Origin of the sequence: Vibrio sp. Vb1337 (genome assembly GCF_033338715.1) — a bacterium.
In the GTDB taxonomy this organism is placed as follows: domain Bacteria; phylum Pseudomonadota; class Gammaproteobacteria; order Enterobacterales; family Vibrionaceae; genus Vibrio; species Vibrio alginolyticus.
The window spans coordinates 33,052-55,373 of record NZ_JAWOTD010000027.1 but is presented as its reverse complement, the minus strand read 5'-3'; the positions used below and the strand labels follow the sequence as shown (position 1 = coordinate 55,373).

Genomic DNA, 22,322 nt, shown 5'->3' with positions numbered 1-22,322 from the left:
AAATTTGAAAACCCAGTATAAAGATCCTTACTTGTTGTCATTAAAGCAATTAGTGCGGTGGGATAATGATAAATATGACAAATCTGTTGCGCTCAGTCGACAACAGCCATAAGGGGCTGCAATTGCTATTAGGCGATTTTTACCAAGATTTCAGTGATGCAGGGATTGATATTGAGATGCTGCATAAACAAAACCGTTTTGAAGCACTCAGATGTTATTCAAAAAGGCTAAAGACCATTCTCGTCTTGTTATGTGATGACGACTTACCACCAAAATTGGCAAAGCTTGAACACTTAAACAAACACCATTTCCCTGCTCCTAATGAATTGATCGAGGACGTTAAAACCGAGCTTAACAACGTAAACAAACAAATTAGCCAGCTGTTAAAAATCGAAAATTCAATCGATAGCCGCACAGGTAGTGAATCGTAGGGGTGGCTCATGAGTAATAAGCAAATAGAACATCACCTCAAAAAGGCACTCGTTTCGAACAACGAAGCTTCGAAGGTAACAGCAGACGATACAATCGTGCTAGCCAGTGCAATGACCAGCGTACACAAAACCTTGCTGGTTATCTTTTTGCTTTCCATGGTGGCTATCGCCGTGGCATCTCAGGCTCGTATCGACATTGTGGTGTCGGTGCGCGGTGAGCTATTGCTCGAATCTGACATCGAAAAAGTGCAACACCTTGAAGGCGGTATTCTAGAAGAAATGCTAGTACGCAAAGGCGAAGTGGTTTATGAAGGTCAGCCTATTGCACGCCTTCGCTCTCTGGATAGAAACACTCAACTTGATACGGTAAACACAGAGATCATTCAGCTTGAGCTAGACAAGATTCGTTACGAAAGCCTGCGCGATATGGTGGAACCCGATTTTTCTGCCTACATCGAAAAGTACCCAGAATTAGTGCAAGTCAACATGAATACCTGGCAGCAAGAGTTTTCCAAAAACCGTTCCAATGAAGAGTTGATCACTCACGATATCCAACATAAGAATTCACTTATTGATTCAATGCTCAAGCGCCGTAAAAGCTCCGAGAACCAGCTCTCCTTGATCCGCAAGCAGCTCAATATTAAGAACACCTTGTACAAAGAGGAAATGGCGTCTTACGTCGATGTTCTGAATATGCAGGTTCAAGAGTCAAACATGGTGCGTGAGATAGAAAACCTTGATGAGTCGGTCATGAATGAGCGCTTCCAACTCGACAAACTAGAGAAGCAGTACCGAGACTTGGTGGAGAATCGTAACGCCGAGTATCAAGCGCAAATCATTCAAGCAAACAAGGACTTAAAGTTGAAACGTATATTACGTCCTCAACACTCAGATAAAGTGGATCGTCTCGTGGTTTACGCCCCTATTGACGGTGTAGTAGATAAAGTGCACTTCAACTTCCGATCCGCTGTGATACCGCCAGGTGAAAGCATCGCGGACATTGCACCGATCAATAACGCCCTTCATGGAGAGGCGAAGATCCCGCGTAAAGACATGGGTTTTGTAGAAATCGGACAAGCGGTCAAAGTGAAGATGGATACCTACAACTTTGCCAAATACGGATTTTTGGAAGGTCGAATTGCATCGATCAGCCGTTCTTCTTATGAAGAAGAAGACGCAGAATTCTATCTCGCGGAAATCCAAATCAGTCAAAACTATCTAGAGCGCGGAGGCACACAATACAAGCTGTCCCCTTATATGGAGTTTACCGCAGACGTGAAAACAGGTTCACGCCGGGTGATCGAATACGCAGCGAAGCCGGTTATGTCGGCTATCGAAGACGCATTCGATGAGAGGTGATGGATGAGTAGCAAACCTTCTTACAATATTTCCGTTCCTGTTATGCGCCTAAGCATCGCTTTCAGCTTGATGCTGGCTGCCCTCGCCTTTTATTTGTATATCTCTTGGGAAAAAGTGGATTCAGTCGAGAAAGTGCAAAACGCGCCTCTGTTGGTTCAAGCTCAACAGCTCAACCAAACTATCGAGTTTGATATTCAAACGCTTCAACGCTGTTTAAGCGCACGTTATTGCAGTACAACAGAGCTTGATTTTGAGGTTCTGAAAGACGAAATTGACCAATTTAAGTCGCTCGCGTCACTCAACAAAACCGAGTTTAGCTTGGTGGGCGCGACCGAATACACGCAGCTTGAACTGGCAATCAATCGCTTCTCAGACAGCCAAAAAACACGCGACGATGTGTTGGCACTGTACCTCTCGCTCACCAATAACTACCTACAAATGGACGACAACTACCGGACCATATTTAACAACCATGCGAGCGACCTAATGATGGAGAAAAACGAGTTCTTCATTTGGTTGTTTGTGGTCGTTGTCGTACTGGTTGGTATCGCAGTGCTATCGAACTTGGTGGCAATCCTTAAACTGAAAAAATCCAGCTCGAATGAGCGTGACATTGACCAAGAATTCGATGAGCTTTATCAAGAACTCAAACTACTGGATTTACAAAGGTTGGAAGAGTTGCTGAATGAAGTGAGCATCAATCCTAAGCAGCGTCAGATCTACTCACACCTAAAACTGATTTTCAGCAAACTCGAAGAGCAAAAACGCAATAACGATCTCTACAAGCAGCTCTATGCTCTGATTGGTTACGAGATTCGTGGCATCACCAACACCATTAACGGCGGCGTGCAATATCTCGTTCAAGAGACCGATGAGAGCGGAGTGTTGATGGCGCAAGATATAACCTCGGCTGCCAATACCCTGTCTGAATTGGCAGAGAACTACAACCGACTCATTTCACAAGGGACCGAGAGCAAATCGAAAGAGTTTTCACTGCTGAATGTACTGTCTGAATTGATGATTCACATCAGTTCAAAAGTGCAGCGAAATGAAGGTGAGCTAGACTGCTTTATCTCAGATAACTTACCAAACCGTGTTGAAGGACAATCCACCAGCTTATTCTGGGTGTTGTTCCTTCAGCTATCAAATGCCATCCAACTCAAAGCCGACAAGAAACTGTTTGTCACCATTGAATCAGGTGCGGCGTCAGACATTGAAAATACCCGCCTGACCATCAATCTAAACTTCTTAACCACGCTGGATGTGCCGCTTGCCAAGCTCAATACCCTACACTGGAGCGACCATAAACAGCACACTGCAACCAAAGACGATTTGGCGAAAAGCGTGTTGAAAGATTATGGCTATTACGAGAGCCATTGGTATCAATCGGGCAATCAGGAACGTTTTCAAATTCAGCTCGATTTGAAAGCCAAAAGCTTCCACACCGAGAAAACTCGCTTCGACAATAAGCGCCTATTACTGTGTGCCAACTCTCAGTTGCGCATTGATGTGATGAGCAAAATGTTAGTCAACTTGGGCTTAGAGATTACGCCAATTCGAACGCCGAACGAACTCTTCTCTGCGGCAAAAACCTTTGGCGAATACGATGCCATCTTGCTGACCGACACGTTCGAGCCAAACAAGCTGCCCTCACTGAGCAAAACGGTGAAATCGCAACTGCGCAATCACCCGAACACCAAGTTGCTGCTCTCGGTCACTAGCACTCAGCAAGCGCAAGAGAGCCATACCTTTGTCGACAAGATTCTGAACTCCCCTGCGATTCCGTATGAGTTTATCCCCAATCTTTTAGCAATCATGGAAGCGGAAGCCTCAGAAGATCAGATGGAGAACAGCTCATTCCTGATTGTGGAAGATGACCGTGTTCAACAGATTCTACTCAAACGTATTTTGAGCAAGCAAGAATACGAAGCCGACACCGTTGGCGATGGCGCAGACGCTGTTCAGCACTTCATGAATCAGCGCTCGGACATCATTTTTATGGACTGCATCATGCCTGGCATGGGCGGTATTGAAGCAACCAAACGCATTCGACAATACGAACAAGAGAGCGGACAAAACCCTTGCACCATCATAGGCGCGACAGCATTGACCAGCAGTAATGAACACCAAGCTTGTATCGAAGCTGGAATGGATTACGTGATCAGCAAACCTTATAAAAACGACGAAATCATCAAGGTGATCAACAAGTATGTGGCGGTACAGAAACTTAACTAGCTGCGTATTGGCAGCGCTTACATTGAGCAATGCTCCTTCGGCAATGGCGACCACCTTGCTTGAGGCGGTCAAACTCGGCTTGGAAAACAATTTATCTCTGCGCGCTAGTGACAAAGGCGTGGAAGAAAACGAATACAACATCGACATTAGCCGTTCTAAGTTCCTGCCTTCTTTAAACGGTGCCGCTGATACAACATGGAATGAAAACGAGACCATATTAACGGGAACACCAGATAAACGTTCAAGCTACAACTCAAATAGCTACAGCGTGTCTTTATCGCAATCGGTGTTTAACCTTGGCGACATCTTCAAATACGGCACCGCGAAGCTGGATTTCAACATTGAGGAAATCAAACACGAGAACAAAATCCAGAGCACCATTTCTGAAATCGCGACGCAATATTTCGAATACCTCAAAAACAACGCGCAAATCAAAGCCACCCAAGTAGAACTTAAATCGTCTGAAACACGTGAGCGCCAAATGCGTCGCAACGTGGAACTTGGCAACACTGCGGCGAGCGAATTGTATGAGGTAATTGCCCAGAAAGAAGGCATTGCCAATCGCTTAAGAACCTTAGAGAAAGACCGGCGCGTAATTTTGAACGGTTTAGAGATTCAAGTTCAATACCCAGTCACCCCATCACAAGACATCTACGAAAGTGTTCCCTTGGAGGAAATCAGCGAATCCGAACAACGTGAGATTCTTGAACAAGCTTTGAAGCTCAATAACGACTTATTGGTTGCGAAGAAAACCGTCGAGCGCAGCCGAAGAGGCTTGAAAGAAAGCGGTTCAAACTTTGTGCCGACCGTATCGCTCTCTGCCAGTTACCGTTACGACGATGCGAACAACTATGACCGAACCGACCCAACCGCAACAGGGGACAGTAACTCGACCAGCGTCGGGTTGAACTTGAATGTGCCAATTTTCTCCGGCGGTTCGGATTACTACGGTTATCAAAAATCGTCGACTGCCATCGAGCGAACCGAGCTGCTGTACCAAGATTCATTGTTCGCGACGCGCAATAGCGTTAACACCTCAGTACTCAACATTAACGACTTCTCCCGCGCCATCAGCAGTTACGAGAACATCATCCGTGCCAACTACGCTTCCTACAAAGGCATTCAACGCGCCTATCAGCTTGGTACGCGAACCATTACCGACTTACTGGCAGCGGAAAGTAAACTGTTCAGCGCGCTACGTGATTACGAGAGCGCGCGCTATGACTACATCATTGAATCGATCAATCTTGAGCAAATCAAAGGCATGCTATCGGTTCAATCTATCGAAAGCATCATGCAGTTGATGAGCGATATCGAAGGCAGAAGCAATCAAGACTTAGTTCCAAAACACCTTCTCTCTAAACCATCGATTAAGAAAGGAGGTCGCAATGCAAACTGAGCACTTTTCCCAAAAGATTAACTTTGCTGACAAGTGTTATCTGACTTTCTCAACGGTCATCTCAACACTGTTTGGTTTAGTGCTGCCCTTTTCGATTCTTATTATCTTTGACCGTGTTTTACCTAACCAAGCCAAAGACACGCTGTTTCTTCTGTTTGCCATTATCTTGATCACCATCTTCCTCGACTATCACTTAAAGAATCAGGAAGAGAAGATTTCGTCGGTGATCATGAAGCAATTCGAAACCAACTTAACCAACAAGGTGTTTCAATCAATCTGTTTGGCTGAGATATCGAAGTTTCGTCGTCTAGAACCCGGTGAATACCTAGAGCGTATTGCGACCATTCCAGAGATTAAATCCTTCTTTGGCGGAGAATCTGTACGGGCATTGATCAACCTTGCTGTCAGCATACTGACCATTCTGATTATCGGTCTGATCAACATCTGGGCAGGGGTGACCATCTTGCTCGCCTCCATCGTTTTAGCAGTGTTCGCACTCAGCCTCTCTAAGCAAAAGATCAACAGCCTAGAAAACAAATCCGACATCGAAGGCTTAACCACCTCGAAAATCATCGAGATCATCTCTAGCCCACTCGATATCAAAGCGCGCAATATGGAATATCGCGTTGAGAGCTTGATGACACAAATGGTGGAAGAGCGTGAAGTCGAGAACATCAAGTACGAGCAAATTGAATCAAACTTCAGCCTGATCTTGTCGCTCATACAACAGCTCTCCATCGCTTGTGTGGTGGTGGTTTTGGCAACGGCCGTTATCAACATGCAATCGAGTCAAGGCATCATGGCTGCTATCATCATGCTTACCAACCGTTACTTCGCGCCATACCAGCAAGTGATGCGCACGGTGAGCCGCTGGGAGTTGAACAAGCTTCATATTCAACGTATCGCCGAGCTGCTTGAGCTTGCTGCATCAGTAGAACAACAAAATGACACGACGGAAGTCGAGCGCATCTCGGTGAAGTATTCGGAAAAGCAACGCATCGAGTTTGAACGTGGTCAGGCTTACTTGCTAACAGGGAAAAGCGGCGCAGGCAAAACCCACCTCGCGAATTGCATTACGCGACAAAACACCGACGCCAAGCTCGATATCCAAATCAACGAGACACCATTGGATGACGTTAACTACAATGTCTGGCGTAATAGCGTGCTCATGGTCGACAAAACCAGTTCGTTCGTCGAAGGCACCATCATCGACAACCTAACTTGTTTCCGCCCGAGCTTAAACAACACCGCATTTGCGCTTTGCGAAACCATGAACATCAAAGCACAAATCGATGCCCTTCCCGCTGGTTTTTACACCGAGCTAAAAGGACATTTACGCAACCCATTCTCGCGCCAAGTCGCTTATGCCTTGTTGCTAGTGCGTGCCTTACTTGCGAACAAACGTGTGTTGATCTTCGACGACATCGACTGTGTTTATGATGACGACTTTGCTCGATTGGTTTTGACCAGTACCGCCTATCGCGCCAACGACAAAATCCTCATCATCGTCAGCAATAAGATGGACAAACTCAATCATCGCCTCAAACGCGTCAAACTTACCGGAGGTGACCAATGAGTATTTTGGTTGATTTTAATAATGTCCCTCAGCGCTTGTTGGACTTTGAGGCTCGAAGTTATGACGAGCGATACAATCAGTCTCCTTTGATTCGTGGTTTAGCTTACACCCTCATTGCACTTGAATGGGAAGGCACACCTTCTATCCTCAGTGACGCTTTTATCCCTAAACCAAAAGACAGCGACAGTTTTATTGCCACCATTGAACGTCTTGGTTACCGTTGTGACGTCACCAAATTAAAAACGTTGGAGCACATCGAGGGGCACCCTCATCCTTGTTTTATTGAGATAGAAAACCTCACTGCGATTTTCTTGGGCACCAAAGACGGCAAACTGATCCTGTTTGATTACACCAATAACAACACCATTGAATACCCGCTCTGCAAGAAGCCATGTTTGTTGGTCTCGATCAGCGAATACTCGCGCTTGTTCCGAGAGCCGCCACCTGAATCTCAAGACCGCAGTAACTGGATTAAATACGCGTTTTATCGCTACAACAATGAACTCAAAAGCCTGATTATTCTTAGCTTCGTGGTCAGCATCTTGGGCGCGCTCCAACCTTTCTTTATCATGAGTGTGTACAACTTCGCCTTGACGTCTAGCTCGCAAGCCACGCTTTATTGGCTCACGTTATTTGCTGTGATTGTTGGGTTCTCGGAATACTTTTTCAAGAAAATGCGGGTCAACATCATCGCCACATCAGGAAAGGATTTGGCGGTGCATATTTCTCAAAACGTAATATCCAAACTGTTGTGGCTTCCGTATTCGATGACATCTACCGCTGGTGTCTCTTCTCAGTTAGCACGATTGAAGGACATCGACACTTTCCGCCGTTTGGTAACCGCAGAGTCAACATTAAGCTACTTCGACATGCCGTTTGTTATCGTATTCATTATTGCCATTGCTCTTATGTCTGGTACCGCAGCGCTAGTCGTTATGGCGGGGTTGATTCTAATGTTGGTGTTCTGTGTTTATTCTCGTTACATCTACTCGCAAGCCACGTCCAAGAGCTCTCGCGCCAACGCCATGGTTTCTTACCAATGGAATGAGATTCTTCGTGGTATAAAAACCATCCAAGGCTTGCCATTATTGCGTGTTATCCAGTCCCGCTTTAGCGCATCACATTTACAAAGCACAAACGATGCAGAACATGTTTCAGTGACTAATAGCAGAGTTCAGGCAGCAGGCGGGAGTTTGATTCAGGTTATTGGTACCGCAAGTATCGTCGCGGCCGTTATCGGCGTGATGGACGGCACCTCCGATGCAGGTGCAATGCTTGCTACTGTAATTTTAGTCTGGAAGGCGTTGGGGCCTATTATGGGCATCTACAACTCTATTTCTAAGTTCCAATCCATTAAGGCGTCTTCTGCGCAAATCAACAACCTTATGGCGATGAATGACGATAAGCTAACGTTAGAGAAAAGCCCCCCTATTCGCCTCTTTCAAGGTAGTATCGTCGGCTCTGGTGTGAGCCATCGTTATAGTGGTGCGGCAACAGGCTTAACTAATCTTGGTTTTAAAATTCCACCGGGCGCAAAAGTCGTGATTTGTGGACCAACAGGTTGCGGTAAAACGACGCTCATCTCTATTATCGCTGGGCTAGAGGAACGCTATCAAGGCTCAGTTTCGGTGGACGGTTATAACATCAAACAGTTCAACAGTTACCGCTATCGAACCTCGATTAACTACATCCCGTTTAACCTGCATATTTTTGAAGGCTCCTTGGAGACTAACTTCATCTTGCATAATGGATTAATCCCAACAGAAAAAATGCGTGAAATGGTGAGTTTCTTTGAGCTCGATACATGGTTGCCACAAGGCCTGGACACTCAATTGAGCGTTGATATCTGTAAAAGTTTACCAAATGGTATTCAACAAAGACTACGGCTCGCATTAGGGCTAGGCAACTGCGAACAATCTTTGATTATCATTGACGAGCCATTTAATGGTGCAGAGCAAGAAAACTCGCACTACTTCAAGCGGTTATTCAGCGATAAACTACTCAATAAGACCGTTATTTTCTCAACGAATGATCCGGGCATGATCTCTACATCCAATATGAGCTTAGTCTTGGAGCCAGATGGCAACCTGAAGTATTTCGGGTTAACCGATAAGTACTTAAAAAGTCTAAGTTAAGTTCGGAATGTGGTGTGGTTCATCATTCATACTTGAGCACGGTCATTGACAAAAATGTAAACGATGAGACTATTTACTCTGTAAGCGCGTACACTAAGGAATCCGATGTATACATTTGTTGCAGACAAATTGGATGTGGTTTATTTATCAACAATACCAGAAAACTACCAGTTACAAGACTTCGATGTGCCTGAAGAAGAACTCGAAATTCGTGAAATTGTAGAGGTATGGTATGAGTGTGCGTTTCTTCCTGACTTTAACCTTCAACACATCGACATCGAAAACAAAACCGCATTAGTCGAGACACAAGCGCAAGTCGTAAACAACTACACAAGTACGCTCGCTTTTTTACTCAAAAGTCGTACTTATCGCGCAGCACTTAACCGATTATTGAGTGTATGGAGATTGGAGGCAGCAGCTAAAGCACAGCTTGAGCTGCTGTTACTTACGGAAGAACAGAGTAGCAAGCCAGTAAATTAATCGGCTAGGATAAGGGGCCAAAAACCTTAAACCCAACCATCGAATCGGAGACGTTTCTGCACGCGTTCAACCGCCTCTATCTGCATCTGACGAACACGCTCGTTAGACACGTTTAACAACAGGCCTATTTCCGACAAGGTTTTCACTCTCTGGTCAAATAATCCGAATCGATGGATCAAGACTTTCTGCAACTTAGTTGGCAAGGTTTTAATAATATTTTCAATAGCTTGAGTAAAACACTGATTTTCACAGTCTTGTTGTGGATCTGGCGTATACTCACTTTCACACAGTTCAAGAACAAATGGAACGCGATGTAGGTCCGCAGTGGTCGATACATCAATAAAGCCACTAAGCGCAACAAGTTCATCTATACGCTCTGCTTTCACCCCTGAGCAGCGTGAGAGTTCAGAAATAGACAACTCCTTGCTCTCACTTTTTGACGCATCGAGCTTTTTTAAAGCCAGGCTATTTATCTCTTTGCACACATGAGCAGGTAAACGTACCGTGCGGCCATTGTTCATTAATGCCGCTTCTATATTCTCGCGAATCCACCATACCGCATAAGTAGAAAAACGGTAGCCTGGCTCAGGATCGAACTTATCGACCGCTTTTATCAAACCAATATTACCTTCTTCTATTAAATCGAGCAGAGTAAAGTTATTGCCTGGCCGTTTGAGGTAGCCTTTTGCGATTTTCACAACAAGTCGAAGATTAGACTCAATCAACATTTCGCGCGCTTCTTCATCACCAGCTCGATTAAGTTTGGCGTAATGCAACTCCTCTTCACGAGACAACAAATCAATCCCCACAATATCTTTGAGATAGTGAGCATAAGGGTCTTTCCCAACTGACAACGATTCTTTCATTGACAGTTCATCCGTGACAGCTCGGAACCTAGCAAAGCATTCGTTGTTCATTCCCCGTCCTTCTCAAGCCAACTTATTTCTTATCTTCTTTAATTGTTTTTGTACAACACTGTATGCATCATGCTTTATATGCATTACTTTACACTGAGTGTAGACAGGGGTTCTGATCTTTACCAAGAAATCACTTATCACTTTAAAACAATTACTGCTTCTATGATAAAAACGTGAGCAGGCGGGGGTTTATATATATGAAAGTAATAGTATTTGTACTCAAATTGGCCTCAAAGAAAACAACGCAACGTGATCGTCAACGCTTACCACGTTACTCTAACTAAAACTTTGAGGCTTGAGGATGGTTTGAAGTATCAGTTGAATTAGCGAGATCTAATTCACTTGACGAAGCGCAGGTTGAAGCTGACAGTCTGTTATAACTTGGAAAACTGCACGATTCTTTCCTTCAGACTTACCTTGATACATCAACTCGTCAGCATCTTGCAAGCTCACGATGTGGGTAAACTCAGGATAGTAAGCACAGCCCAAACTGATACTCAAATGAATTGCTTGTCCACCCAGTATAACAGGCTGATCGTAAACGGCTTTACAAAGCATATTGGCAAAATTGAGCGCTTCTCGCTCTGACAGAGACGACGTAACGAGTGCGAACTCTTCTCCTCCAATTCTCGCCAATGTCATTCGGTCATCAGTCATCGACTTAGCGGCTTCTGCGATGGCAACTATTGCTCGGTCTCCAGCAAGGTGGCCATATCGATCATTGATTGATTTAAAATCATCAATATCAAACACCATCACCGTTAAGTTTCGCTTCAAATGATTCAGTAGCGCCAATTGCTCAATCAGGTGTCTACGGTTGTATAGCTTTGTGAGAGAATCCGTCAACGTCATCTCCAGCAATTGCTGATTGGCAATCGTTAATTGCCTTGTCCGAAGAGCAACCATACGTTTGAGGGCAAAAATATGATAAAGCGTTGCGACCGCCATAATGAAAATAGCAATAGGGAAAAGATAAAGTGGATAAACCGTTTTCACCACACTCCAACGGGTGAGGATCCGCTCACGATCCGTATCGATGACTTTTTCAAACGCTCGTGATACCTCTAAAATGGAAGTTGCACTGTGCATTCCTGCTGCAATCCGAAGATCTTTACTATATAAGCTAATTGTCGGGACAAACATACCCGCTCCCGGCGTGGTTGCCATATAAAAGTTAGCAACTTGCAGGTCTGCAACGAAGTACAGCACCTTTTTATCGACGGCGGCTTGTATCATCGAATCATTGTTAATGTATTCTGCGATAGGTGCATTCGGGTAATTCGTCTGAACAAACTCAGACTCGTAACTTCCTTTAACAACGCCAATTGGCAGCGTCATTTCGCCAGTTAAAACACTCCTGATATCAACCGAAAGTACATCTTTATTTACGTACAATTTGGTTTGGATAGGCATTATGACTGCGCCAAAGTCCATATACTTCGCTCTTTCGGGCGAGTAGACAAGTCCTCCGTGAAAGTCAGCCTTACCCTCTTTTACGGCTTGCAAAGAAGCATCCCAATCCAAAAGGAGAAACTGAACGTCGATTTGGTTGTTCGCCGCGTACTCTTTCCAAAAGTCGATTAAAATACCTTTAGGTTCACCATCTGGGCTAAGGTAAGAGAACGGCTTCCACGCTTTGGAGTTAGCAACAATTAAAGAATGAGACTCTGATTTGTGCGCATGCGCCATCGGACAAATGGACAGCCACACTAGTAATAAAGAAGCACACGCTTTTTTACATTTGCAACCATAAGTACCATAACTCGTCGATGACATACCTACTTCTCACCAGTCTTTTTAAACCATAATCTCGGCTGTTTGATTAGACTAAAGATATAGTAGAGTTGCATAAGACAGGAAGTGACGCTTATTGATATGAATCTAACTTAGTAAGTTTTAGTACTTAATTGGTACTTTCAACGCTTGGTTCGCTGAAGCACTTGGTTCGCTGAAGCACTTGGTTCGCTGAAGCAGTTGAAGCAGTACATGATAAATTAGGAAAACTTATCTGGTACTAAAAAATTGAATATCATCAGTTTTGCAAACACCTAGTACCAATAAAAAAGCCCTATTCAAAATCCACCTTGGGGAGAACTTTGAATAGGGCTCTTTGCCTTTATGCTTCATTTTACGGCTGAAGCTACCTTTACCTTTTTTCGCTTTAACGACTCGTGTTTGGAACAGCTGACTGGTAACAACCGCTTTTAACGCGTTGTCTTTGATTTCACCTCTGCCGAAGTCGGTCTCATGTTGTGAGCCACTCGGTTGAGGACTGATTTTACGCTTTGCCATAAATCCTCCTTAATGGTCGAACCAGATTGGACAATAATTATATAAATAAGTCAAATTTATAGATTTAGTTGAATTTTATGCTAAAAAACTTCACATCACCGTCATTTATTTGAAATTTAATCAAAAACATGCTGGTTAAATAGTGACTAAATACAAATATTTGTCCATAAAGCACTAATATATGTTGACTCTTCGTGGAATTAACCTAGACTCAAACACGGCTAGAAAGAAAGTTCTTTGTTTTCACATTTCGTTGGATTACTTGTAACCCGTCGTCCTGTGGTACGCAATAGCAATTTATTTTTCCACGCTATAAGCGCCGTTGAGGCGAAAGATTACATTATTTAGATATTTAGGAAATAGACATGTCTAACACAGCTACTGGCACAGTTAAGTGGTTCAACGAAACTAAAGGCTTCGGTTTCATTCAACAAGAAAACGGTCCTGACGTATTTGCTCACTTCTCTGCAATCACTGGTGACGGCTTCCGCACTCTAGTTGAAGGCCAGAAAGTAGAATTTGTTATCTCTCAAGGTCAAAAAGGCCCTCAAGCAGAGCAAATCAAAGTACTTTAATTCTTAAAGAATTTGATACGATAGCCAGCTTTTAAAGCTGGCTATTTTTTTGCCTAAAACTTATTTTGCCAACAAAACGATATAAATCTATGGCTCTTAAACCAACCATTTACAAATTTCGTATCGCCATTTCCGATATGAATAATGACTATTACGATTCTAAAAATCTAACTATCGCCCTTCACCCTTCTGAAAAGCCGCAACGAATGTTGGCTCGCATTCTAGCTTACTGTTTAAATGCTCAAAGCAATCTGGAGTTTACAAAAGGACTCTCTACGATTGAAGAGCCTGATTTATGGCATGTTGGCGATGATCAAAGCATTACTCACTGGATTGAAATTGGCGAACCAGAACCAGACAGAATTAAGAAAGCTTCTCGCCTAGCAAAGCATGTAAAAGTTTACACTTATAACACCAAAGCGGCTGTCTGGTGGGACAAAATGTCAGGAAAGTTCTCAATGCTTCCCGTCAACGTAGAGAGCTTTGACTATGACGCTATCGACTTGATTTGTCAGCACCTTGACCGAGGTACTAGCCTTTCTGTTATGATTACTGGCAGCTCAATTTTTGTTGATATCAATGATCAGCATATCGAAGTAACGGTGAAGGAACTAAAAAACCATGACGTCTCTTAGTGAACTGAGTCAAGAGATGGGATTTGAAGAAATCCCCTTTGTTAAAGAACATAAAGCAGCAAAGCGACGTTGGTTAAAAGAACAGTCACAACTATTTACAAAAGTTTGTGAGAACAAACCCACAACAGCACCTACTCTTCACCTGCTTGGCCTTTTGACCAAATCACATATTGAAGCAAGTGCTAACTACGAGCAAAATGCTCACTCTACCCAGCGTATGCAGCAAGTTCTGACTGACTCCTTGGGTAATGAGCACGCGGATAAGTTTACTAACCAATCTGCTGAAGACCTAATCTTAGTCACCCACCTTTGGTTATACACGCAAGGCTATTTAAATATGGATTTCAGCTTGGCGCACGATCATGCCGAGCAGACTCAAAATACATTGCAGCACGAGCTTGTCATAAAACGCATGGACGTTGATGCATTCAGAACCGAACTCATGCAAAGTTTTTATCAAGGTAAAGAAGCCCGTCCGGCTTCAGCAAGTGGCTTTTGGGGTTGGTTTAAACGTCTATTTTCCGCATAAAATACATGGTTTTATCCATTTCAAACAACTGATAGACTTCACGCTCAGTGCAACAAGCATCATGATTGCATTCTTAAAGGACAATTACCCAATGAACATCAAGGGATCATTATGAAGTTTATCCGTTGGATTTTAGGCAAGGTTATCTTATTGCTGAACGCGGTGTTCTCACCTCGTGGTATTAAGCGCACCGCAGAAGAACAGCAACGTATTGATGAAAAAGCGAAACAATACGCACTTTACCAATTTGAAGCCTGCCCTTTTTGCGTAAAGGTCCGCCGTGCAATGAAGCGTCAATCGGTGAACATTGAGCTACGTGATGCAAAAAATAACCCGACTCATCGAGCTGAACTAGAGCAAGGTGGTGGGCGAGTTAAAGTCCCTTGTCTTCGTATCGAAAAAGATGGCGAGACACAGTGGTTATACGAGTCATCTGACATCGTCGCTTACGTTGAAAAAGAATTTGCCTAAGTTCCCCCTATGAACATTGGCGGATGTAAAAGAGGCACCTAACGGTGCCTCTTTTCTATTTTTTCTAGCTAAATGTTGCCGTGCGAGCTTTCCTTATTCAGTCTTCTTGCTCAACTCCGAACTTAAACTCCACTAAGCAAATAACGGGTATGCGAGAACAACACAACGAAGATTACCGCCTAACGTCTGCGTTATTCATCCACGATCAATGTTAGCTCTACGCGCCGATTGCAAGCTTTACCACTCGCTGTCGCATTGCTGCACTTCGGTACATACTCTCCGAAGCCTCTAGAAAACACTCGTTGACGTGGAATACTCGTCGCCAATAGTTGTTTTTCTACTTCACGAGCTCGCTTTTCAGATAGCGTGTCATTGAAGCTTTCAGCTCCCGTGCTATCCGCATGACCATCAATCACGACATCAACATCAGTTCTTCCAGCCAGATAGTGACCAATGTTTCGAATCCAGTCTTGAGATTGAGCAGATAACCGTGCAGAACCCGTTTGAAAATGCACTTGCTCTTTCAAACGTATCATCAGGTGACCACCACTGAGCGTCTCGTGAGGAATGTTATGCCTGCTCAGGAACATTTCCAGAGAGGTCACGTTTTGCGACTTTTTTACTGACGCCCTCGCTGTTTGATATGAACGAGGGGAAGAAGCCACATTGGATGCGCTCGGGTATCCCCACTCTGGGTGTCTCAGCTCAGTGTTTGATTTAGGAGCTGTATCTAAAATGTTCCCACCAGGGACCATATCTTGATCGAGGCTGCTGCACCCGGCCAGAATGCCACAAACAATTAAAAACCAATGCTTCATACCATTACCAACGTAGAAAAACTCTTGTTCATTGTGTCGACAAAACACGCCGAATCTTTAGCGCTTTTGTCCACCGATTGGTTTGTCTATGCAGCGTTCATGCCACTGGAGTCAATGCAAAATCATCTCTCAAGTAAAACGCAACACTAAAATACCCTACCCTTACAGTCCATACGTCAGGCAAAGTCTGTTACCAATGGTCTCACTTTATTGTTATTTAATGGTTTTAGTCACTATCGTTAACCGATAAACTAACGCAAATTTCTCATTTAGAGCACTACTATGTTAAAAACCATATCGAAAGGCTTTGCTGTTGTTGTTGCCGTAATGGCTTTGTCGGCATGCGATAGCGGCAAGAGTCAGCCTCAGCAAGGCAAACAATACGAAGTTGTGCCAGTATCCCTTGAAGAGTATGATTTAGCTCCCCTGACTGAAGCATTCTCTTTAACTTGTGGCCACTGCCGCTCAATGGAAGAGTTTGTCCCTCAAATTGAATCATTGACCGATCAAAGCGTTGAAAAAATGCATGTAACGTTCAATGAAAGTGCACAAGTGAGCGCCATCATCTTCTATACTGCCGTAATGCAGCTTGAATCAACACCAGATAAAGCGTTTATGGCGGATCTTTTTACTGCTGTGCAAATGGGTGCCGATGCAACGGCTGAGGAACGCCAAATCGCCGTAGAGAAAGCCTTTGAGTCTCGCAACCTTATCAGCCCTTACCATTTAGATGAAGCACAGCAAAAAACGCTGTTTGAGTACATCACTAAGGCAGAAGCGATCACGACTCGCGGCCAAATTAACTCCGTTCCAGCCTTTATCGTAAACGGAAAATATCAAGTGATTACTGGTGGTCATGACAGCGTTGAAGCCATGGCAGAAACCATCAACTTTTTGCTAAAACAACCTAAATAGACAAGGAGATTACGTGTCTAAATTTTTGTTTCCTCTTATTATTTTTATTTTGGCGGGCTTTTTCATTTACCGTACTTGGACAAACCATAAAGTAGCAGATGAAAACTTTGCCAAAGGCCAAGCATTCTTACTAGAAAATGCGAAAAAAGAAGGCGTCATCACAACAGAAAGTGGCCTTCAATACATGGTTCTTGAAAAAGGCGAAGGTGAGGTTCACCCAACGGCAACAAGTAAAGTAAAAGTACACTACCACGGCACCTTGATTGATGGCACGGTATTCGATAGCTCTGTTAATCGTGGTGAGCCTATTTCATTTGGTCTTAACCAAGTCATTAAAGGCTGGCAAGAAGGTCTACAATACATGGTAGAAGGTGAGAAAATCCGCCTTTTCGTACCAAGCACGCTTGGCTATGGTAAGAGTGGCTCTGGCCCAATTCCACCAGCAAGTGTTTTGATCTTTGATGTTGAACTGCTAGAAATTCAATAAATCTAGAAAGCTTTGTCTTAAAGCCAAAGTATCAAAACCAAAAACGCCGCGAACCACGCGGCGTTTTCTGTTTTAAGAAAGGTTAAAAACCAATATAGTGATCCGAAAGCAATGCAATGAACAACGCCAAAAGATGATAGATAGAGAATTTAAACGTCTCCATCGCGGTATTTGGCTCTGGTGCATATTTTAGCTTCCATGCATGGTACATAAAGCCAGCATTGAGTAGTAGCGAGGCAAAAAGATACACCACGCCGACCATACCAACCAAAACCGGTAGGACACAAACCAAAGTCAATAGCACCGTATACAACAGAATAGAAGTTTTGGTGTACTCAATGCCGTGTGTCACTGGCAGCATGGGAATATCTACCTTGCGGTAATCCTCGACACGATGAATAGCCAGAGCCCAAAAATGTGGAGGCGTCCAGATAAAAATGATCATCACGAGCAGCCAAGCATTCGCATGTAATTGCCCTGTTACAGCAGTCCAACCGAGAAGAGGCGGCATCGCACCGGCAATCCCTGCAATGACGATATTTTGGGGCGTAGCACGTTTGAGGTACATTGTGTATACCATCGCATAGCCGAGCAAACTCATCAAAGTCAACCATGCCGTCAGCGGGTTGACCATCGCATATAGAAGTACAAACCCTAAGACACCTAAAACTGTAGCGAAGGCTATCACCGATGATGGTTTAGTCTCACCCGATGGCAATGGTCGTTTGTGTGTACGTGCCATTCTCGCATCAATTCGGCGGTCAATTAGATGATTAAACGCTGCCGCAGACCCTGCCATCAGACCAATCCCCGTTAGGCCAACTACCGCGTGCAACCAGGGGAAATCATCAACCGGGGCTAAGCTCATCCCTACTACTGCCGTCACCAACATTAACGCCACCACTTTAGGTTTCGTTAACTTCAAATAAACGGAACTTAGTCGCTTTCGCCCATTTAACGACAGCGCGATTTCTTTACTCATAGCGAACTCCTTTCGCGGTGTAATTCCAAGCCGTTTTACCCTGCCACAAGTAAAACTGGCTAACACAAACGAGACTCAACATAACAGCGGCACCAAGGTTGTGCGCCACCGCGACATAGATAGGAAGTTGAAATACTACGTTGCTTACACCCAGCATAATTTGGCACACCAGAGTGAATAACAACCACCCTCCGATTCTCTGTGAATGATGAGAATCTTGCCTCATAAGCCCAATACTATAAGCCAATACCACGGTGGCGGTAACAATAGCACCTATACGATGAGTGACGTGTATAGTCATTCTTGCCGGATACTCCAAGACACCAAATTCATAATTCTCGAATCCAGTTTGCCAGAAAGAAAACGCTTCTTTCCATGAGAGATGGCTCATCCAGTCTCCCTCACAAATCGGCAGTGTGGTACACATCAGCGCAGCATAATTTGACGAAGTCCATCCTCCAAGGAGCACTTGCACCAATACAACCAGAAAAACCAACAATGAAAAGCCTCTCAGAGAGCTAGAAGATGGAGAGAAATAGAGATTGTTTTGCGCTTTTAATTGGCAGTAAAAAATCGCCTGTAACGCCAATAAAACAAAACCACCGAGCAAGTGAAGCATCACGATGACGGGCATTAATTTAAGAGTAACTGTCCACATTCCCAAAAGTGCCTGCCCAATCACCAATACGCTTAGCAACATCGGAATGATTGAATTTACACGCTCAGACCTTACTGATATTGCAGCCATCGCAAAAATGACTAAACCTAACGTTCCTGCAAAATAGCGATGAACCATCTCAAGCCATGCTTTCTCATGCTCTACTGCCCGCTCGGGGAAGTTCAGGTTAGCACGTATGACGTCTTCTTCTTGATGCGGCACAGAAAAGTGCCCATAACAACCAGGCCAGTCCGGGCAACCTAACCCTGCATCTGAAAGGCGAGTATATGCCCCTAACATGATCACCACGAGAGTTAGCAGCAAACTGAATCTAACCAACTGAATTAATTTCATATGCACTTCCTCTAACCGACTCGTGACAGTTTTAAGAGCTTGCGTAAGTCCGCCAACATACCTTTATTCAATAGGACTAAGTCCTCATTTGGTTTCGGCGAGTAAGACATCACCAGCTGCCCAAGAGGATCAACGATCAACATTTGCCCAGGTTTCACTTTTGCGGTAACCAATTCATTCATTTGCATCGCTAACATCGATACTTCAATGGGATCTGAATGCTCAGTCTGCCAAACGACTGGCACTACTCGCTCTTGATACTTACCTAAAGCAACATGGCTTTGCTGAATCAGGTAAAGCTGCTGTTTACACTCTTCAGTGCATTCGTTAGGCAATACATAAGCGAGTTGCCAACCATGGTCTTTGAGAGGTGACTCTTGACCAAGTTGCTCTAACGTCGTGTATGGTTCGACTAACTCGCCTCTATTGGTCACTCCGCTTTGATACCACCCTTGTGTGAGAATGACTTTTGCAATGACAGCGGGAAGCGCGAACGTACAAACCAGCGCAATCAACATTAGTCGTCCTTTGGTTACTTTAGATGTCATGCTTCACCTCCATGTGACGCAACTTTTTTTGCCAACGAACAAAAACAATTAAAGTCAGTATTAAGAAAACACCTGCCATCGAAAACCATTGAATCGAATAGCCAAAATGTTTGGCACTATTGAGTGGTAATGGATTCCAAGGAAAGTCATAGGGCCAACGAGTTAAATTGTCTGGCTGCAAGACTGCGGGCATAAGTTCAATATTCAGTAGCTGATTCAATTGCGCGATGTTTAGGTTTTGCACGCGAATAACATCGCCAACTTCCGGCATTAACTCTGAGCTCAGTGGATTAGTAGATTTTCGGTACAGGCGTCCTGTGATGAAAATCGAATTATCGAGTTTGGTGACCGTTGGTAACATTGAGCGATCTGCTCTTCCCTCGACAAAACCAAGCTCCAATAACGCATAGGTACTAGGCTCATCGCTCGTCAATACAATCTGAAATGCTAAATATCCCACACTGCCTTGATGCGTTTGGTTGTCTAACAAAATTACGGGAAACGCCTGAGGAACAACATTAACTTCCACTTTTTTCCCGAGGATACTTTCCTCTCGCCAGTCGTTGTCTTCAAGAACGACGCTTAGTGCTTGGTACGCACTATCCGCACGCGCGAGAATGGCTTGTTCCAATGCTTGTTTTTCTTGCCCTCTCTCAAACTGCCAAAAACCCAGTTTGACCAAAAGAGAAAACACAACCACAGTTAAACCAACTGCAACCCAAAACCGTTTCGATAGCCATAATTGTCTTGATAACAACAATGATGAAACCGGAGGTGCTATGTCCACCGTATTTCTATTCAAACTGACGCTTGTCCTTTTGCTGCTTTTCATTATCTTCAACCTCGCAAAAGCGCTTATCGAAATGGTTCGTGAAGACCCAGATAATCCTGAAAAAAGAGACAAACCCATGAGTCATTACTTAGGCCGTCGAGTCATGTTCTCCGCTTTGGTGGTCGTCCTTCTGCTTATTGCGCTCAGCTCGGGTTGGCTAGCGCCAAACCCTCGCCCTTATTAGTCGAACCAAGAGTTCACACTGAGCCTAAAGTACGTAAACAAACACAAACAGACATAACCAAACCACATCCACGAAATGCCAATACCAGCTGCCCGCTTGAAAGGCAAAATGGTTCTTTGGCGAAAAGTGATCTTTAGCGATTCTGAACAGCAGCACGATTAAGAAGATAGTCCCAAGACAAACGTGTAAACCGTGGAATCCCGTCAACATGAAGAACGTGTTACCGTAAATACCGGACTGCAACGTGAGCCCTATGTCTTGATAAGCATGAACATACTCAACCGCTTGGTAATATAGGAAAAAGCCAGCAAGTATGATGGTTATCTCTAACCAAATAATCAGTGCCGTTCTTTTGTCTTGTTCAAGGCTTATATGCGCCATATGTAGCGTAATAGACGACAATAGCAGCAAGATAGTATTGGTAAGGGGTATGCCCTGCCACGGCATAGCTTGTGTTGTTTCTCCCCCCGGTGTCAGTGTGAGTGGCCACATCGCTTCGAAGGTTGGCCACAGGACTTCGTTGGTCATGAAGTTATTATCTGCCCCACCTAACCAAGGCACAGAAATCATTCTGGCGTAAAACAAGGCACCAAAAAAGGCACCAAAAAACATCACTTCAGAAAAGATAAACCAGCTCATTCCTTGGCGAAAAGAACGAGTAATTTGCGAGCTGTATTTTCCACTCAGTGATTCAGTAATCACATTACTAAACCAACCAGCCAACATGTAAAGCAAGAACAAGAAGCCCACCGCTAGCACAATGCCACCAATGGTTCCCACTGCACCGTCACTTTGTGTCCCCTGGACGGTCATGCCTGCGCCAACAGCAACCAAAAACAGAGCAAATGCACCGATGATCGGCCAGCTACTTTGAGCGGGAACATAATATGTTCCTGGCTTGTTACTCATAATTTCTCTCCTTACTGACCAACCTTGGTCTGTATCTCTCTCCCTGAGTGGCTAAGAGCCTGTAGGAGGGGGAAGTTTATAGAGTGTGTAAGACAGCGTTAACGTGTGTATAGACTCCGGCAAGTCCGGTTCGATATAAAAAATCAACGGCATTTGAGCTTGCTGTTTACCATCCAGAGGCTGCTGGTTAAAACAAAAACACTCAATCTTATTGAAGTAAGCAGCTCCAGTCCCGGGAGAAACAGAAGGAACGGCTTGCCCCACCAACTTCTGCCCGCTTTCATTAAATGCAAGGTATTCGGTTTGCACGACTTCACCTGGGTGAACATCCATCGAAATCACTTTGGGTCTAAACTCCCAAGGCATATCTGGGCTGACATGCGCCATAAACTCCACGCGAATAGTTCGGCTCATGTCCGGTTGCATACCTGTCGGTTGAATGGCGGCCACTTCACTTGTCTTTCCATTGATTCCCAGTGCGTCGCACATCACGTCATAAAGTGGGACCAGTGCATAGCCGAAGCCAAACATTAACAGGGTCGCCAAAAGCAACTTCACTGTGAGCTTCTTGTTTGATGGATTCGGTTTCATGTCACTCACC

The 22,322-nt window shown here is 44.3% G+C and carries 24 protein-coding genes; 14 read left to right on the top strand and 10 right to left on the bottom strand.

The genetic code is table 11. The features are described from left to right. Positions 1-62 precede the first annotated feature (62 nt). The 7 genes from R7E42_RS21475 (at position 63) to R7E42_RS21445 (ending at position 9,615) form a co-directional block, all read left to right on the top strand. On the top strand, positions 63-431 hold the full coding sequence (locus R7E42_RS21475) for a hypothetical protein (RefSeq protein WP_031777210.1): 369 nt from the start codon (positions 63-65) through the stop codon (positions 429-431). 9 nt (positions 432-440) lie between these two features. Beyond that, a complete protein-coding gene (locus R7E42_RS21470) occupies positions 441-1,790 on the top strand; it encodes an HlyD family type I secretion periplasmic adaptor subunit (RefSeq protein ID WP_033906830.1) in 1,350 nt (449 codons plus the stop codon). A gap of 3 nt (positions 1,791-1,793) precedes the next feature. Beyond that, positions 1,794-4,025 (top strand): response regulator, encoded by a 2,232-nt coding sequence (locus R7E42_RS21465; RefSeq protein WP_318072983.1) that lies wholly within the window; start codon positions 1,794-1,796, stop codon positions 4,023-4,025. After that, entirely contained in the window at positions 4,000-5,424 is a 1,425-nt protein-coding gene (locus R7E42_RS21460; RefSeq protein WP_062730940.1) for a TolC family protein, read from the top strand. Before R7E42_RS21465 ends, R7E42_RS21460 begins: the two co-directional genes overlap by 26 nt. Further along, entirely contained in the window at positions 5,414-7,000 is a 1,587-nt protein-coding gene (locus R7E42_RS21455) for an ATP-binding cassette domain-containing protein (protein ID WP_167415934.1), read from the top strand. The genes R7E42_RS21460 and R7E42_RS21455 overlap by 11 nt, the downstream gene beginning before the upstream one ends. After that, positions 6,997-9,135, top strand: a complete 2,139-nt coding sequence (locus tag R7E42_RS21450; protein ID WP_053809549.1) for an ATP-binding cassette domain-containing protein — start codon at positions 6,997-6,999, stop codon at positions 9,133-9,135. Before R7E42_RS21455 ends, R7E42_RS21450 begins: the two co-directional genes overlap by 4 nt. A 105-nt stretch (positions 9,136-9,240) precedes the next feature. Continuing rightward, entirely contained in the window at positions 9,241-9,615 is a 375-nt protein-coding gene (locus R7E42_RS21445) for a hypothetical protein (protein WP_005375619.1), read from the top strand. A 26-nt stretch (positions 9,616-9,641) separates the two neighbouring features. Here R7E42_RS21445 and R7E42_RS21440 read toward each other — a convergent pair whose 3' ends face one another. The 3 genes from R7E42_RS21440 to R7E42_RS21430 form a co-directional block, all read right to left on the bottom strand. Beyond that, on the bottom strand, positions 9,642-10,532 hold the full coding sequence (locus R7E42_RS21440) for an RNA polymerase sigma factor RpoD/SigA (RefSeq protein WP_017635872.1): 891 nt from the start codon (positions 10,530-10,532) through the stop codon (positions 9,642-9,644). Positions 10,533-10,865: 333 nt separating this feature from the next. Continuing rightward, the gene (locus R7E42_RS21435) at positions 10,866-12,308 is read right to left on the bottom strand and encodes a diguanylate cyclase domain-containing protein (RefSeq protein WP_025768459.1); all 1,443 of its coding nucleotides are present in this window, start codon (positions 12,306-12,308) and stop codon (positions 10,866-10,868) included. Positions 12,309-12,536: 228 nt separating this feature from the next. Further along, positions 12,537-12,824 carry an alternative ribosome-rescue factor A gene (locus R7E42_RS21430; RefSeq protein WP_031781276.1) on the bottom strand — a complete coding sequence of 96 codons (288 nt, stop codon included), beginning with the start codon at positions 12,822-12,824 and terminating at the stop codon, positions 12,537-12,539. Positions 12,825-13,189: 365 nt separating this feature from the next. On the opposite strand from R7E42_RS21430, the gene R7E42_RS21425 reads away from it, so the two are divergent. The 4 genes from R7E42_RS21425 to R7E42_RS21410 all read left to right on the top strand — a co-directional run bounded on the left by R7E42_RS21425 (position 13,190) and on the right by R7E42_RS21410 (position 15,034). Further along, positions 13,190-13,399 carry a cold-shock protein gene (locus tag R7E42_RS21425; RefSeq protein ID WP_005375625.1) on the top strand — a complete coding sequence of 70 codons (210 nt, stop codon included), beginning with the start codon at positions 13,190-13,192 and terminating at the stop codon, positions 13,397-13,399. Positions 13,400-13,488: 89 nt separating this feature from the next. After that, the gene (locus R7E42_RS21420) at positions 13,489-14,034 is read left to right on the top strand and encodes a YaeQ family protein (RefSeq protein ID WP_005375627.1); all 546 of its coding nucleotides are present in this window, start codon (positions 13,489-13,491) and stop codon (positions 14,032-14,034) included. Then, on the top strand, positions 14,021-14,563 hold the full coding sequence (locus R7E42_RS21415; RefSeq protein WP_213897602.1) for a hypothetical protein: 543 nt from the start codon (positions 14,021-14,023) through the stop codon (positions 14,561-14,563). Before R7E42_RS21420 ends, R7E42_RS21415 begins: the two co-directional genes overlap by 14 nt. Positions 14,564-14,674: 111 nt before the next feature. Further along, the gene (locus R7E42_RS21410; RefSeq protein ID WP_005375631.1) at positions 14,675-15,034 is read left to right on the top strand and encodes a glutaredoxin family protein; all 360 of its coding nucleotides are present in this window, start codon (positions 14,675-14,677) and stop codon (positions 15,032-15,034) included. A 191-nt stretch (positions 15,035-15,225) separates the two neighbouring features. Here R7E42_RS21410 and R7E42_RS21405 read toward each other — a convergent pair whose 3' ends face one another. Beyond that, a complete protein-coding gene (locus R7E42_RS21405) occupies positions 15,226-15,852 on the bottom strand; it encodes an OmpA family protein (RefSeq protein WP_025768460.1) in 627 nt (208 codons plus the stop codon). Positions 15,853-16,134: 282 nt separating this feature from the next. On the opposite strand from R7E42_RS21405, the gene R7E42_RS21400 reads away from it, so the two are divergent. Further along, positions 16,135-16,767: a thiol:disulfide interchange protein DsbA/DsbL gene (locus R7E42_RS21400; RefSeq protein ID WP_136976471.1), complete on the top strand. Its 633-nt coding sequence runs from the start codon at positions 16,135-16,137 to the stop codon at positions 16,765-16,767. A gap of 13 nt (positions 16,768-16,780) precedes the next feature. Further along, on the top strand, positions 16,781-17,254 hold the full coding sequence (locus tag R7E42_RS21395) for an FKBP-type peptidyl-prolyl cis-trans isomerase (protein ID WP_005375638.1): 474 nt from the start codon (positions 16,781-16,783) through the stop codon (positions 17,252-17,254). An 82-nt stretch (positions 17,255-17,336) separates the two neighbouring features. On the opposite strand, the gene cyoE is transcribed toward R7E42_RS21395, so the two are convergent. Genes cyoE through R7E42_RS21375 form a run of 4 tightly spaced genes read right to left on the bottom strand, consistent with a single transcriptional unit; the run spans position 17,337 to position 20,628 of the window. Next, on the bottom strand, positions 17,337-18,236 hold the full coding sequence (gene cyoE / locus R7E42_RS21390) for a heme o synthase (RefSeq protein ID WP_138939610.1): 900 nt from the start codon (positions 18,234-18,236) through the stop codon (positions 17,337-17,339). After that, a complete protein-coding gene (locus R7E42_RS21385; protein WP_318072982.1) occupies positions 18,229-19,248 on the bottom strand; it encodes a COX15/CtaA family protein in 1,020 nt (339 codons plus the stop codon). The genes cyoE and R7E42_RS21385 overlap by 8 nt, the downstream gene beginning before the upstream one ends. Positions 19,249-19,259: 11 nt before the next feature. After that, a complete protein-coding gene (locus R7E42_RS21380) occupies positions 19,260-19,796 on the bottom strand; it encodes a cytochrome oxidase biogenesis cluster protein (RefSeq protein ID WP_213876052.1) in 537 nt (178 codons plus the stop codon). Further along, positions 19,786-20,628 carry an SURF1 family protein gene (locus R7E42_RS21375; protein ID WP_318072981.1) on the bottom strand — a complete coding sequence of 281 codons (843 nt, stop codon included), beginning with the start codon at positions 20,626-20,628 and terminating at the stop codon, positions 19,786-19,788. Before R7E42_RS21375 ends, R7E42_RS21380 begins: the two co-directional genes overlap by 11 nt. Here R7E42_RS21375 and R7E42_RS21370 point away from each other — a divergent pair. Next, positions 20,576-20,812 carry a DUF2909 domain-containing protein gene (locus R7E42_RS21370; protein WP_005375504.1) on the top strand — a complete coding sequence of 79 codons (237 nt, stop codon included), beginning with the start codon at positions 20,576-20,578 and terminating at the stop codon, positions 20,810-20,812. The two genes, R7E42_RS21375 and R7E42_RS21370, sit on opposite strands and share 53 nt — an antisense overlap. A gap of 24 nt (positions 20,813-20,836) precedes the next feature. Here the strand turns inward: R7E42_RS21370 and R7E42_RS21365 are convergent, their stop codons facing one another. Together R7E42_RS21365 and R7E42_RS21360 are read right to left on the bottom strand one after the other, a co-directional pair. Then, positions 20,837-21,721, bottom strand: a complete 885-nt coding sequence (locus tag R7E42_RS21365) for a cytochrome c oxidase subunit 3 (protein ID WP_137283114.1) — start codon at positions 21,719-21,721, stop codon at positions 20,837-20,839. A gap of 51 nt (positions 21,722-21,772) precedes the next feature. Continuing rightward, positions 21,773-22,312: a cytochrome c oxidase assembly protein gene (locus tag R7E42_RS21360; RefSeq protein WP_017821600.1), complete on the bottom strand. Its 540-nt coding sequence runs from the start codon at positions 22,310-22,312 to the stop codon at positions 21,773-21,775. Positions 22,313-22,322 lie beyond the last annotated feature (10 nt).